The sequence below is a fragment of the Teredinibacter haidensis genome (genome assembly GCF_014211975.1).
Lineage (GTDB): Bacteria > Pseudomonadota > Gammaproteobacteria > Pseudomonadales > Cellvibrionaceae > Teredinibacter > Teredinibacter haidensis.
In genome coordinates, this window is sequence record NZ_CP060084.1 from 742984 (window position 1) to 758474 (window position 15491).

The 15491-nt window shown below is 46.6% G+C and carries 7 protein-coding genes; 4 read left to right on the plus strand and 3 right to left on the minus strand.

All coding sequences use genetic code 11. The annotated features are described in order from the left end of the window. Positions 1-349: 349 nt before the first annotated feature. Entirely contained in the window at positions 350-2791 is a 2442-nt protein-coding gene (locus H5715_RS03025) for a cellulase family glycosylhydrolase (protein ID WP_185906588.1), read from the minus strand. 153 nt (positions 2792-2944) lie between these two features. Then, on the minus strand, positions 2945-5701 hold the full coding sequence (locus H5715_RS03030; protein ID WP_075186770.1) for a glycoside hydrolase family 9 protein: 2757 nt from the start codon (positions 5699-5701) through the stop codon (positions 2945-2947). 1446 nt (positions 5702-7147) lie between these two features. Here H5715_RS03030 and H5715_RS03035 point away from each other — a divergent pair. The 4 genes from H5715_RS03035 (at position 7148) to H5715_RS03045 (ending at position 14166) form a co-directional block, all read left to right on the plus strand. Next, complete coding sequence (locus H5715_RS03035) at positions 7148-8683, plus strand: GGDEF domain-containing response regulator (protein WP_221892338.1); 1536 nt, start codon at positions 7148-7150, stop codon at positions 8681-8683. After that, positions 8665-9234, plus strand: a complete 570-nt coding sequence (locus H5715_RS20360) for an EAL domain-containing protein (protein WP_221892339.1) — start codon at positions 8665-8667, stop codon at positions 9232-9234. The genes H5715_RS03035 and H5715_RS20360 overlap by 19 nt, the downstream gene beginning before the upstream one ends. A 153-nt stretch (positions 9235-9387) precedes the next feature. Next, the gene (locus H5715_RS03040) at positions 9388-10293 is read left to right on the plus strand and encodes a DUF808 domain-containing protein (protein ID WP_075186771.1); all 906 of its coding nucleotides are present in this window, start codon (positions 9388-9390) and stop codon (positions 10291-10293) included. Positions 10294-10965: 672 nt separating this feature from the next. After that, positions 10966-14166, plus strand: coding sequence for a TonB-dependent receptor (locus H5715_RS03045; RefSeq protein ID WP_075186772.1), 3201 nt, complete (start codon positions 10966-10968; stop codon positions 14164-14166). Between the two features lie 675 nt (positions 14167-14841). Here H5715_RS03045 and H5715_RS03050 read toward each other — a convergent pair. After that, complete coding sequence (locus H5715_RS03050) at positions 14842-15462, minus strand: hypothetical protein (RefSeq protein WP_083608142.1); 621 nt, start codon at positions 15460-15462, stop codon at positions 14842-14844. Between the last annotated feature and the right edge of the window lie 29 nt (positions 15463-15491).

Below are 15491 nucleotides of genomic sequence, written 5' to 3' on the forward strand. Positions count from 1 at the left end.
TGCTTATATTTAAACTAAAAAAAACGTTGGTTTGTGAGAAAGTTTTACTTTTATTGAGGTGATTCACTAAGCCTTTTCGCGATATGCTCGGATTTATACTTAATTTTGGGTGTGAGTCGAGTATTTATGTGGGTGGTATTTGTTGGAAGCGGGTTATTTAATGGTGATACGGAATATCTCAGCATTGAGTTTGGCAGAAGCTTTACAGGGAAGTTTTGGTAGAATCACTTATTAAAAAAAGGGGTATTGTGGGTGTAGTGGATGTCTTCTGTGTCGACGCGGTTAAATAATAAAGCCGCAGCAGTGAACTAATGCCGCGGCTTTTTCGATTGAGCCTAAAGCGAGCTACTTATAGCCCAATACAAATGGGTGTAGTGACATTTCCATCGGAATTTCCTTGTAAGCCAAAGCTAGTTGATCCGCCAGCACTTAGGTTGCCATTCCAACCGATACTGGATGCAGTGACTACATTTCCTTCGCTGGCAAGCTCGGCATTCCAGCTGTTGGTCACCTGTGGAGCCTCTCCAAAGTCTAATGCAATGGTCCACCCGTTGGACGTTGTGGTGGAATCGTTGGTTACCGTGACATTCATTTGATACCCAGATGCCCACTGGTTGATATAGGTAACCTCACAGTTAATACCGCCAGCACTGGAGCTTGAAGATGAACTGCTAGAGCTGGAGGAGCTGCTGCTAGAGCTGGAGGAGCTGCTGCTAGAGCTGGAGGAGCTGCTGCTAGAGCTGGAGGAGCTACTGCTAGAGCTGGAGGAGCTACTGCTAGAGCTGGAAGAATTACCCGTGCAAATCTCAATAACACCGCCGTCTCCGCTCTGGCTTTGGCAGGTGCTTAATCCAATACAGCTTTCATTGTTCTCGTAACCCCAGCCGCTATCTTGATTTTCACATAGCGGGCGAGGGTCGTCCTGGTACCATTTACACATATCGATACACTGGCCAATTTCAGAGCTACTCGAGGATTCGCTTGAGGAGCTAGAGCTACTGGAAGAGCTTGAGGAGCTAGAACTACTGGAAGAGCTTGAGGAGCTAGAACTACTGGAAGAGCTTGAGGAGCTAGAACTACTGGAAGAGCTTGAGGAGCTAGAACTACTGGAAGAGTTACTTGAGGATGAGCCTCCTATACCTGAGAATTCAGAATCTGAACAAGTTAACTCGTTAAGCAAGTAATAAGAGGGCTGCTGAGCAGGGCCGCTCTCTTTACTTACTTGGTAGTCGATGGAGGCCGTGTTGCCAGGCGCAAGAGTACCGTTGAAGTGGTCGGCATCCAGATGCGCAGTAATGGTGTCTCCTTCCTCGGAGAACCCGGTGGCATTGTAACCGCCACTTAAGTCTTCACTCTCACCGATAACCCAAGATAGGTCGTAGCCCGAAATTGTTTCACTGCTGTTATTGGTTACATTCAATTGCAGGTGAGAACCTGCGTCCCACTCTTCGTAGCGCACAAATTCTACCGAGCAGTAGGGTTTACCGCTAGTACCACCAGCTGAAGCTACAACCATTGTGGCAGTTGCTTCGCTCGATTCAGCTCCGTCGTCGTCGATGAGAATGTAGTTGAATGGGTCGATACCAGAAAACCCATTGTCTGGTGTGTAAGTTACCACTGGACCAGAGCCGCTTATGTTGCCATTTGCTGGAGCGGACGTAATGGTGGACTCAACCAGTTCCCCATCAATATCACTGCCCTGTAATGCAACTTCGACGGCAACTCCTTGAAGGGTGGTTTGAGAGAACGGAACGGATTGTGGTGGGTAGATTGGGCCTGCGCCGCCAGTAAAACAGGAGCAGGTTTGAGCTGTTGCGCGAAGACCATGCTCGCTGTTGATAAGGAAATCACCCCATTCAGACAAGTTGTTTACATCGTATTCGATGGTAATATCCAGCGATTCGACACCGCCGCTGTTGCCGGACCAGGACCAGCCAAGGTAGCCTAGGTTGTATTGGTTAGCCAATTCTAAAATGGAGGCTTCGTCCACCTCTTCACCCGCGTGATCTGCACCAAATTCTCCTATGACTAGTGGTAGCTTATGGTCGTAAACGAAGGTGCGTAGGTAGTTGTCGATGACATTACGGTTGTTGTAGATTTGGTACATGTGAATACTGAAAACGACGTTTTTCAGTGGGTCGGAAGCGAATACTTCGGGAGCATAAGTCAGCATGGCTTCCTCCCAGTCTTGACCCCAGTTGGCCGCATCGACCATCAAGGTGTGGGTGAAGCCTGCATCGCGTAAGCGCGTAATTGCATCAATGTGTGCGTCTACCCAGTCGCGAGCTTCAACACCGTTACCGAAAGGCTCGTTGGCGATGTTAATTATCACATAATCTTCTTCGCCTTTTAGCGCGTTTTGAATGTCAATCCAGTAGTCAACAGCCGTCGACATATGGGCTGCGCCGGCCTTTTCCGGGTAGCCTGTGGAATCGTGAACTTCCACTATGGACACCATTTGCAGCTCTTTCATCTGTGCGATGATTGAGGATACGGTTTCCTCTGAGTCGCGACCCCATTCTTCTTCGTGAGCGCCATTACTTAAAACAATGCGTACCGAGTTGGCGTTTACGCTGGCAATATCGGCCAGCGCTTGTTCGGTGGTATCTTCATACCAGGTATGTGCGTGGTTTACGCCGCGCATAATAAAAGGGGTGTCGTAATTGTCGAGCAGCAGGCCGTCTTCTACAGAAAATCCTGCAAATGCGAAGCTGGTGGTGATGGTTGTTGCTGCAAATAAAGCGGATGTTCCCGCCCATTTGCATAACTTTTTAACAAAATATTTGTTCATGGGGTTTCCTCTTTTCATTATGGTTGAGTGGCCGTTACATCTGGCAGCTAAATCGGTTACATCGGTGACTCAAAAAAAGACCTTTCGGTCAAGGATAAACGCAGCCTCCTTGTTGGGGAGGCTGCGTTTTGAATGGCTAGCGTGTGGGCTAATTTATGGGGTGGTTACTGTACAACTTGGTGTATTTAGGCTGCCGTCAGAATTACCCTGGAAACCGAAAGATACCGTCGAGCCGCTGACAATATTGCCGTTCCAGCTAATGTTGCTTGCCGTCACGATATTGCCTGAAGTGGATAGATCTGCGTTCCATGAGTTGGTGACTTCTGCGGTCTCGCCGAAGTCCAGCTCAATTGTCCAACCGTTGACAGCGGTGTTGCTGTTGTTGTTTACAGAAATATCCATTTGATAGCCGCTGCCCCAACTATTGACATAGCTGACTTCACAGCTTACTTCGCCCGTGGGGGTGCTGCTGGTACTGGAGGACGAGCTACTGGAGCTTGAAGAACTGCTACTGGAAGAGCTAGAGCTTGAAGAGATGCTACTAGATGAGCTAGAGCTAGAGCTAGATAACGAAGAGCTGCTGCTGGAAGATGAGGTGCCGGTACAAACCGAGACTACGCCACCGTCGCCACTCTGGCTTTCACAGGTTGTGATGCCAATGCAGCTTTGTGAATCTTCCCATCCCCAGCCACTGTCTTGATTGTTGCACAAGGGACGAGGGTCATCCTGATACCATTTACACATCTCGGTGCAACTTCCCTCGCTGGAACTACTGCTAGAAGACGAAACGCTGGAAGATGAACTAGAGCTGCTGCTAGAAGACGAAACGCTGGAAGATGAACTAGAGCTGCTGCTAGAAGACGAAACACTGGAGGATGAACTAGAGCTACTGCTAGAAGAGGAGATGCTGGAAGAGGAGCTTGAGCTACTGCTGGAACTGGAAGAACCGTTTTGCTCTGGCTCTTCGCCCCAAACAAGACCGTTGGCATCGTAGAGTGCAATTTTGGGTGCTTCAACACCGTAAGTTGCGTCTGCATCGCTGCCGGTATAGCTGGCATCGTAGGAGGGGTCGTTAGTGTCATCCCAGGTTACGCCTGTTGCAGTATCGGGTACAGCTACGCGAAATTGTGATTCGCGGCGGTGTTCGGATTGGCCGCCGGGGAAAATTACATCATCGAAAAACTCCACCTGCACGTAGTAAACGTCGCCACTCCATTGAACCGGGCCAGTGATGCCAGAACCCTGGTTGTAGCCGGAGCTGACAATAATGTCTCCTACATTTAAACCCGCTTCGAAGAGCTCAGAAAAATCGTACCAGTAGCGCAGATAAAGATCATCGTTGCCTTTTGCTGGAGTAGTGCTGTGGTTTTGAACAACGGCTTTGATTTCCACGTATTTACTGCTGGTAGAATTAACCTTGGCACCTACCAAGTATTCGACAGATTCCGGTTCAGCGGGAGGGAAGTTTGCCAAAGGTGCGCCGCCATACTGGCCGTAAAGCGCAGCAACTGCACTGGTGAAGCCCGAGTTGTAGTCTGTGGCCACCTCATTTAACACGTAGTCACCGCGGTCTTCTATATAGCCGGTATCTCCCTGCGGGCCGCCAACAACAGCGCCATACAAAATGTGGCGTTGCTGCTCTGGCACGCTGCTACTATCGGACCAGGAACCGTGAGAACCTCGGTGGTGAACGTTGGTTGGGTAGTTGTTACCGAAACCGACAACGTAGCTCTGATTGTCTGGGTTGGCGCCTAGGATATGGTCGATTTGGTATTTGCCGAAGCTGTGGTAGCGATCATACAGCGCGTGTCCGCTTCCCAGTTGATCGGCGTAGAAGAGGGCTAGGTAGCCAGCGTTCGCGGCGTAGCGGTTAACACCCCAGGAATCGACCAAAATCAGGCCGTTTGGTGTGCGAGAGCCTTCACCAACACTCCAGTGATCAAGGTAGCGCTGAGCGTCTGCGTGGTAAGTCTCATCGCCGTCTAATGCGGCCATCATTACATAGACCGCATAGGCTTTATCGTTCCAGCCTTGAGACCAGCTATACACCGGAGTTTCAGACTGATTTTCTGTGCCCATTTGGGTGTAGTACTGCTTGGCTTTCACGAGGTACGTTTCGTCACCGGTTGCACGGTAGAGCCAAAGCGCACCCCAGGCTAGTTCATCGTAGTAAACGCCATCGGTAGCGGTGTAAAAACCTTGCGCGCCGGTAATGCAATTGGAGTAGGCGGTATCTTTGCCATCTGTTCCCTTGGTGGAATCGGCAAAGTTGTACAGTTCTTTTGCGTGTTGAATCAGGGTTGAAGCGTAGGCTGAATCTGAATCCTGGAATATCATTGCAGAGGAGGCCATGGCAGCAGCTGTTTCTGCAGCGAGGTCCGTACCTGGGCAACTGGCATCAATTTTCATTGATATGCGCGACTCGGGGATTTTGTAGTGTAAAACTTCGGCGGGCCCCCAGAATGTGTGGTCTGCACTACCATCGCCTACCTGGCCATAAAAAGTATTGGCGGATGGGTGAGCATTAATAAAGTAATCGTTTACAAAGCGAAGATTGTTGCGCAAGTGAACCATTTGGCCTGACTGCTCGTAAGCGTTTGCATAGTCAACACCACCCCAGGCAACCATGGTGACGGTCGCGGCCATGGGGAATCCAAACTTTACGTGGTCACCGGCATCGAACCAGCCACCGCGAAGGTCGAGCCCCACATCGGCACCATCGTCGGGTACTGAGTCGCTGCGCCAAGCGACACGGTTCCACTCGGGCAGTGGTCCGGCCTGTTGGGCCTCATAGAAGTAAAGGGATTTTTGTAAGGCTTCGCCGTAAGCAAAGCTGGATTGCGCGTTAGCACCGCTACTGGCGAGTGTAAACGCTGCAATGCTGGTTGCGAGACACAATTTTTTTATCATTTTCTTGCTCTCCATAGGTTAGAAACAAATCTTAGCATTTGGTCTAATAGGCTTATTTCAGCAGGTACAGATACAACACAGCTTCCGCAAGTGCTTAATGAGTTGTCATTTTCAGTGGCTAAAAATAAAAATAGGGATAGTGATGTGTACGCTTTCGGTGCTGGGATGTTATTTTTATTGTTGGTTGGTTGTCTAAAGACCGTTACGCCGAGAAGTTGCATATTTTTATTTTTTTGCGAAGCACATTAGACGCCGCCGACATAGGATAGTCCAGACCCAGATCAAAAATTTAAACTAACCAGTTAAAATAAAATGAACAACTAAACGTGGGAGTTAAAACAAACTGGTTTTAAGATAATACTTTGGTTGGGCTTTTGTGCGGGAGGCTCATGCGAACGTACTTATAGCGGGAGGGAGTACTAAAATTCATTATGGGGAGTGTTGGTTGCGGCCACAATTTTGATATTGTTGAGCTGGGAATACCGGCAGAGCATAATCCTGCTGGTTGTTAGTTTAGGTCTAGAGGCGTCAACGCTTTAGGGTGTTGTGATTTTTCGAGAGTATGGCAAGTGACGTTTTCGCCAGCGTTAGGGACAGGAAATTTTTTTTCAGCTAGTGGGTTTTCGACGAAAATTTTTTGTTGGGGTCTATGGCTTATGCGAGGGGAGGTGTTACTCGAAAATGCACTGGGGAGAACTTAAGTTTGTGGGCGATAGTGAGAAAATATCCGCAGTTGTCTACCTTCTAAATTTCGGTTTTTTTGGGACTGTATTCGGATATATAAAATAAAAACAGTAAGAGCGACCCCCCTTTTCAATAGCTGGGAATGTCGTGTAATGCCCGCTCAGACCAATCCAAAAGCAGCGCAGATTAATCTGTGCCAGATGATCGTCTAGCGAGGGCATTTTAGATCGCGTAAACGGTCGAAATGATGGTATGTCAGCCACTTTTCCCGTCTTGATTATATGCGTCTGTATCTTTATCGATTGCGGAAGTCAACGGGTAGCTTCGCCCTGCCGTGGTTAGCTGGAAAATGTGTAGGGAAAATGTAGTTTCGTTGCACTACCCCAAAGAACGGCAAGTTTGTGCTCGTATACTTTTGTCCGCGGGTGAGGTACTTCTGAGCTGGCGGTATAGTATCGAAAGTGAACCACATCGATCGGTGTCACGGTTTTATTCTGGTTATATATCGTGTCTATTTTCGCTTCCCGGTTAAGCGTGTTTTTGTTTTTGTTTTTGTTTGTGTTTTTGTTTGAGTTTAAATATCACTTGACGCATAGTGTTGTTGCGCCTGTAAACGGGGCTGTAGGACGTGCGATATAGTACAAGCGCATATTGCAATTGGTTATATTGGTAAGCGTTAAAGGTGCGTATTGAAGAAAGGTATATGGAGATGGGAAAGGCGAACCAGGCACGCTGGGAGTGGCTTGGAAATGGATGAGTTGTATGCAAAAAGAGTTGGCTAATATACTAATCGTTGAGGATGAAGCGGTAGTTGCTCGAGATATCGAACAGCAACTAAGTCTTGCTGGCTATAATGTCTTGGCGCGGGTCGCAAGCGGGGAGGACGCGCTTACTGCGGCACAGGAATTGCGGCCTGATCTTATTCTGATGGATATTCAAATACATGGTTCTATGGATGGAATTGATGTTGCGCAGTTGATCAAAAACAAATTCTCTATCCCTGTTGTTTTTTTAACCGCTTACTCTGCAGACGAGGTAATTTCACGAGCTAAGCTCACAGAGCCCTATGGCTATATTTTAAAACCGTTTTCCAGTAGGGAGCTGTATACGGTTATATCTATGGCGTTGTACAAGCATAAAGCAGAACACAAGATTCTTGAGGTTGCGCAATACAGCCAGATTATTATGGAAAACATGGTAGAGAGTGTTATAACTACCGATAAGTTTGGACAGATTAAAACGTTTAATGCAGCTGCTAAACGGGATTTCTGTTACGAGCTAAACGAGATCTCTCAAAACAGTATTGCCATACTTCTTCCTGAAATAGAAAAATTTATCTCGATCAAAAATGGCCATGCAGACCTTAAGCCGTATCTAACAAATGAGAGTATTTCGTTTGAGACGGTTGGTTACAGAAAGGGGGGAGTCAGTTTTCCGGTGGAGCTGTCTGTTTCCACAGTTGAAACGTTTAGCGAGAACGTTCTGGTTTTTGTTGTGCGCGATAATACAAAGAAAATACAGGATGAAGAAAAAATAAACCGGCTCGCTTTTTATGATCCGTTAACCGATTTACCTAATAGGCGATTGTTGAGTGATAGGTTAAATCAGTCTAGGTTGAAGTCGTCTCGCCGGGGGCGTCACTGCGCTTTAATATTTCTCGATCTTGACCACTTCAAAAAATTGAATGACAGCTTGGGGCATCATAAAGGCGATGTGCTGCTTGTTACAGCAGCGAAGCGATTAAAAACTTGCCTGCGGGAAGGTGACAGTGTTGCCAGGTTTGGAGGGGATGAATTTATTATCCTGTTGGATGCTTTGAGTATTAATAATACTGAAGCTGCTGCGCAAGCGGAGCATGTGGCCCATAAAATTATGGAACAAATGCGCAAGGGGTATGATCTTGGTGACCACCATTATCATACCTCTGCGAGTTTGGGAATTGTTGTGTTTAAAGGTGATTCAGAGTCCTCAGAAGAATTGCTAAAGAAAGCCGATAGCGCTATGTATCAAGCTAAATCTGCGGGTAGAAATAATACAAGGTTTTTTGATCCGGTGATGCAGGCTTCTGCTGCGACGCGAATAGAATTGGAACAGAGTATTCAGAAGGGGCTGGATAATGGCGATTTTTCACTGCATTTTCAGATTCAGAAGGACGCGAAAGGAAAGAATATGGGTGCGGAAGCTTTGCTGCGTTGGAAACACCCCAAGCATGGTATGATTCCCCCGAGTATTTTTATTCCGATCGCAGAAGAGACAGGGATGATAATTGCGGTGGGTCGGTGGGTCGGTGGGTCGTAGAGGCTGCTTGTGAGCAGCTCGTTACTTGGGCCTCTGATACAGTTTTGGCAAAACTATCTGTATCCGTAAATATCAGTACCGTGCAGTTTATGCAGCGAGATTTTGTCAGCGAGTTACAGAATGTGATCGAGGAAAAAGGAACTCAGGCGAATAGGTTGAGGTTGGAGTTAACGGAATCTGTATTGGTGGACGACTTTCATGATGTCGTGAAAAAAATGAGTGCTCTTAAAAAAATGGGAGTCACGTTTTCTCTAGATGATTTCGGTACAGGGTATTCTTCTTTAGCTTATTTGAAACAGTTGCCATTGGATGAACTGAAAATAGATGGTTCTTTTGTTAAAGACTTGGAGACGGATCAGAATGACGCCGTTATCGCGAAAACAATTGTTGCTCTGGGGCATAACTTAGGCTTGAAAGTGATTGCTGAAGGTGTTGAAAATGAAGCTCAAAGAGTTTTCTTGGAAAACGTGAGTTGCGATGCTTTTCAGGGGTATTTGTTTAGTAAGCCTTTACCTGTCGAGGAGTTCGTCGATTTTTGTAAGCGCGCATAGCCTTGGTTAGTATAGATATTATGTTGTCACAGTGTATAAGCTTTGTGGAATCTCCAGGAAATGCGCGGGCTACCCTTCGACATTGAGGCTTGTGAGTCGGCGAAAATATCGAAACTATTGCGTTATCATCAAAATAGACTTTTAGGGTGAAGTATGGCTGGTGCAAGTTTATTGGCATTGTTGGACGATATAGCAACAGTGCTCGACGATGTCAGTATATTAACCAAAGTTGCGGCAAAGAAAACGGCGGGTGTGCTTGGAGATGATTTGGCTCTTAACGCAGAGCAAGTCAGTGGCGTGCGAGCTGAGCGAGAGCTGCCAGTGGTTTGGGCAGTGTTTAAAGGTTCTATGGTCAATAAGCTGATATTGGTTCCGGCAGCTTTGGCTATTAGTGCTTTTTCCCCTTGGCTGGTGGTCTATCTATTGATAATCGGCGGCTTGTACCTTTGCTTTGAGGGTGCGGAGAAAGTGTGGCACAGCTTTACCCATAATCACACTGAAAAAGCCGAGCTTCGCAATGCGTTGCTTGATCCGTCTATGGATTTTAAGGCCTTTGAGAAAAACAAAATCAAAGGAGCAATCCGTACGGATTTTATTTTATCAGCTGAAATTATTGTTATTGCGCTAGGGACCGTTAGCGATGCGTCACTGGGGCAACAGGTTGCTGTGGTGAGTGTTATTGCGCTTGTTATGACATTGGGGGTTTATGGCTTTGTCGCATTGATTGTAAAGCTTGATGATATGGCACTGCTTTTGATGCGGGGTGAGCGCGTCTCCCTGTGGGCTAGACTTAAGTACGCTATTGGCTATGCGGTACTGGCGTTTTGCCCTTGGTTAATGAAGGGACTCTCGGTTGTTGGTACAGTGGCGATGTTTTTAGTTGGCGGCGGAATTTTCGTTCATGGTATACCGTGGCTACACCATCTTATAGCCTATGACTCATTTTCTTTTCCGGGCGTGGTGTCGGTTCTATTCAACCTATTAATTGGTGTGATGGTCGGCGTTGTTTTAGTTTTTATTGTTGCCTCCATTCGGCGAGTGGGTATGCCGTCTAGTTAATTGAAGCTGTATCCGCGAATTATTGTAAACGTCTCTTTTATGGTGATTCTTTAGGGGTGTCTTTCTCGTTATTTCCTCTGATTTCTTTTGCTCCCCTCTTCTTTTATTTCGTTCAGCTCTAAGACTCCTCGGTTTATATTTCAAACTTATGGTCGGTTAGCGTTTCACTTGATCATATAAGTGGTCATTTTTACATGCAAAAACTATAAATAAAAAACATTTACATATGAATATGATTTGCGAATGTTTTTTCGTCTGATTTTTGGGTTGGGGTTTTTGCACGTCTATATGTTGCGCGTTTTGTTTGTTTTTAATTCGGGTTTTGGGGCCGTATAAATCGACTGAATGGGAGTGTGCGTCAGTATTTAATTTGTCTACTGATGCTTGTGTTCATATTTACTATAAGATCACCTGAAATACTAATTAGCGTGCTGTGTCGCGTATAAATGCTTGGCTGTTTTGGTTCGGTTCGTTTTGCGCAATAGGTAAGCGTTGTATTGTAATTATAATAATAATAAGTGTCAGTGGGTAATGTTTTGTTGAAGTGAAAAGTTGAAAAATAATTATAAAAATAGATGTATTTATCAGCCTTCCAGGGAAATAGAAGTCGTTATAAAAAAGTAATAATAAAGCATATCCAATAATCAACTCTTTAAAGAGGTAGGAGATATTATGTTTAAACTTAACAAGCTATCTAGCGCAATCATGGGAGCGGTTTCAGCTTTGGCTGTGATGCCGGCATTGGCGCAGGAAGAAAATATTGAAGAAGTATTTGTTACTGGTATTCGTGCTAGTTTGGAAGCCTCGATGGATGTAAAAAGGGAGTCGTCAGGTGTTGTTGACGCTATTTCCTCTGAAGATATCGGTAAGTTCCCAGATACCAACTTGGCAGAATCCTTACAACGCATAACCGGTGTTTCTATTGATCGTGTAAACGGTGAAGGTTCACAAATTACGGTGCGTGGTTTCGGACCCGCAAACAATATGGTGACGTTGAATGGCCGTACAATGCCCGCAGGTTCCACCTTCGGCGGTGGTAGCGGTGCAGGGGGAACTACCGGTGGTGCAACGCGTGCATTCGATTTTGCTAACTTGGCTTCCGAGAGTGTTAACGGCGTGCAGGTATATAAAACCGGCCGCGCAAGTGTTTCTTCTGGAGGTATCGGTGCGACAGTTAACATTACTACCTCTCGTCCGTTAGACAAAGAAGGTATGGCGGTAACTATTGCTGGTAAAGCTGTACATGACACAACGACCCGTATTGGAGACGATCTTACTCCTGAGCTATCAGGCTTGGTAAGTTGGAGTGATGGAACCTTTGGTGCCGCATTATCCGGTAGCTATCAGGTGCGGCATTCCGGTACTGCTGGCGCGCAAGCAAACAACTGGAATATCGCTGAGTGGGATTCAGAAAATATACCTCTGTACTCTTTTACCGACGACGTAATAATCACGAATCCACCGGAGAATGGCCAGTTGTTCGGTCGGCCAAATGATTTCCGCTGGGCATACTCGGACAAAGAGCGCGAGCGTGTCAATGCACAGTTAACCTTGCAGTGGGCTCCCAGTGATACCGTAGTAACAACGCTCGATTATACCTTTGCCGAAAACGATCTGTGGGAGCACCGCGGAGAGTGGACTATGTGGTTGAATAACGGTGACTCTATCGATGCAGTAACCTTTGACGATAGCGCTGTCGCCACCCCAATTTACATACATGAAGTCCAGAACGGTAATAAAGATGTTGGCTATGAACAGCAGCTCCGTGAGCAAACGAATACGCTTGACTCGATTGGTTTTAATGTTGATTGGCAGGCAACGGAAAGTTTGACTCTGAATTTCGATGTGCATGACTCCTCCATGGAAAGCATGCCTGCCGGTATTGGCGACAGTGGTGAGCTAGCGATTAGTCTCGGCGTGCCTGTATCTAGTTCATTCACGTATGACTTCAGTGGTGATATGCCCGTTGGCAGCTTTACCATTGATGATGCGAATACCAATGGCAATGGCTACCTGGATGAAGATGACGTGGGTAGTGCACAAGGCCGGGTAGCCTACGCTGCACAAACTATGGACATTACCCAGTTTAAGATGGATGGCACTTGGGAATTTGATAATGGCCATTTTGATTTTGGTTTTTCCAGAACTGAAATCGACATGCTGCAGCAGGCTTCGAATCGACAAGTCGGTCTAGGTAATTGGAATGTCACCTATCCTGGCGAATTTGACGAAGGAACCTTTTCTACGTTCAACTTTGCCGACCAGTATGATGACTACGATATGGATGGTTCTTTCCAGTCGGGAATACGAGCTAACTCGGTAGCTGACCTTTGTCGCCAAACGGAAGCGATGTACGGCGTTGGTGGCACAACGGATGATCAAGGTTGGGTCTGTGAAATTGAACGTAATTTCAGTCAGGATAACCGGGTAGGAGAAGACGTCACAGGACTGTTCTTCCAGGTTGCTCTAGAGGGCGAGTTGGCCGATCGACCATTCCATGTGCTTGCAGGTTTACGCTACGAAGAAACAGATCTGACTTCCACGTCTATGTTGCGTCGTCCAGAATATCGAGTCTGGCAAGGCAATAACGACTTCCAGGTCACCCACTATGCGGAAGGGGATAAAATCCCTATTACTATAGATAATTCGTATAGCAATATGCTGCCAAGCTTCGATTTCGATATCGAGCTGTTGGATAATCTTGTTGGCCGTTTCTCTTTCAGTAACACCATTGCCCGCGCGAACTATGGAAACCTATTTGCGGGAGCTAGTAACTTCCAGCAGACCGACCCGACCGGATTCGCCGGTGCACAGCCAACGGCTAATCGTAATAACCCGGAGCTTTTGCCCCTTGATTCCGATAACTTGGATCTGTCGCTGGAATGGTATTACCAGGAAGGTAGTTACGCCTCTATTGGTTTTTTTGAGAAGCGCGTAAACAATTTTGTAGGTACCGGCCAAATCGTCGAGACTCATTACGGCATGGTGGACGCTAGTACGGGGCCACGTATGGATCAAGCGAGGGCTGACCTTGAAACTATGGGGTACGCTGACCCTAACGCCGATCAGTTGTTTGCTCAAGCGGTTTGTTTGACCTATACCGACGAGTATATGGGTGATTATAGTCTTCCAGAAATAGAAGACCTTCAATTGCAATGTGGAAACGCGGCATTTTTCGATCCCAACAACGACGTTACATTTACACCTGTTGATGAAAATGGTGATGCTGTAATGGTGCAGAATCCTGCGAACCCTGATGATCCCAATGACCTTATACCTCAGGAAGTTATTTTCATGAACTGGGTAGAGGGGCCTTATGATGTCAACGGTTTGATGACGGATGATGAGCATCCAGACTTTAATGCTGATTCTGAAGCTGAGTGGTTAACTGCTTTCCCAACCAATAATAAAGAAGCTAAAATTTACGGCTCTGAATTGGCCGTTCAGCACTTCTTTGGTGATTCAGGGTTTGGTTTACAGGCTAACTACACTATCGTAAATGGTGATGTTAGCTTTGACGATTTGGCCTCGCCATCGGAAGAGCAATTTGCCTTACTCGGTTTGAGTGACACAATGAATATTGTTGGGATTTATGAGAAGTATGGTTTCCAGGCACGTCTCGCTTACAACTGGCGTGATAGCTTCTTGCGACAAACCAATCAGGGTGGCTCCAGAAACCCGGTTTATGTGGATGAATATGCACAGTGGGATTTGAACGCTTCCTATGATATCAACGATAGCTTTAATGTGTTTGTCGAAGCGCTGAATATTACCGGGGAAAATGTCCGTTGGTACCAGCGTTCCGATAGGATGACCCGCTATGTGGAAGACTTGGGTTCTCGTTACCAAGTGGGTGCTCGTTACACATTCTAACAACAGCTCCATGTTGTAGGGAAAGGGAATTCCTATTCGTGTGATGAAGAGGCCGTAATCGAACGGTTCTCGATTGTTTATCTAGCCCCGGTCTTCCTCCGGGGTTTTTTTATATGGGTAACAATTACCTGATCGGTGTATTCAGTATTAGCCCTTGAAAAAAGGCCACAGTTCAACGCAGTCACCCTTGTCTCGATAAAGTTCGCGAATTTCAATAAAAACCGTTGTTGGTGTCGCTAGTCTATGTTGGTTGCAACCCTTTCGTGCTGAAATACGCTAAGTTCGCAAGCGTTAATTTTCAGCTCCATCCCCATTACACCTGACGCCTATCTGCAGAGAACTGAGAAGTTGTGATCTCTATTGTCGAGGCGTTATTGAGCGGCATATGTAAAAGTAAATGATGAGTGGTGCCGGAGGTACCACCATTACCTAGGCTTTACTTGGCGTACTTTCGCCTATTCATATTAGGTTTCGGACGTGGTTTTAGGTGCTGGCATCGATGATAGAGGAGGTTTTTTGAGTTGCTGCCTCAATTTAGGCTGGCGTTTAGCTAAAGGAAGGAAAAAAAGGGGAGCGAAGCTCCCCCAAGCAATCATGTTCGCGAAGACACTCCAGGTGAGAGGAGTGTGGTTCACGAACAGGATTCTACCAGTGACGCGTAAATCTTAGGTGAAATTACAGTGACAGCGCTTCAGGTTTATCCAGATCATTTATCACCAGCCAGCTTCCACCGCCATTCGTAACACGGTCACTCCACTGACTGAGTCGGTCTAAATATTCCTGAGGGTTTTGATTGTCTGCACGGAGTTTTGTGACATTTAGGGCTTGAACGGTAAAACCATCCAATACCAGATCGAAATTGCGCACATAGCCGTCGGGTAACTCTTCCTTCAGGTCCGAATAGATCATGATGGTTTTGCTGCCAACTTTAGCTTCGTTCAAATATTCAACTCCTTGCAGTAGTCCGCCGGAGATATCGGTATAAGCGCTACTTTTTACCGATTTAACAAATTGTTCTACCTGCAAAGCAAAGCCCCGTTTTTGCTTGTTGGCAATGGATGGGCGTGGGTCCAGCACAACCTTGGCAACGATATCTTGTTCACTAAAACTGCTGCTGTCGATACGGGCCACAGCGAAGGTGTCGCCGGGCTCCAGCATGGCCAACATATAGTTGATAAGTTGCTGCGCCTTGTTCAGCTCCTTGGTATAGGTGCCAGAGGTATCCAGAAGTAGGTAAATACCTCGAGCGTAGTGCCCCTCGGGTTGGGGGTCTCCACAGCCGGTGAGAGATAGCATTACGGCCAATACCGTGGCCCCTATCATGT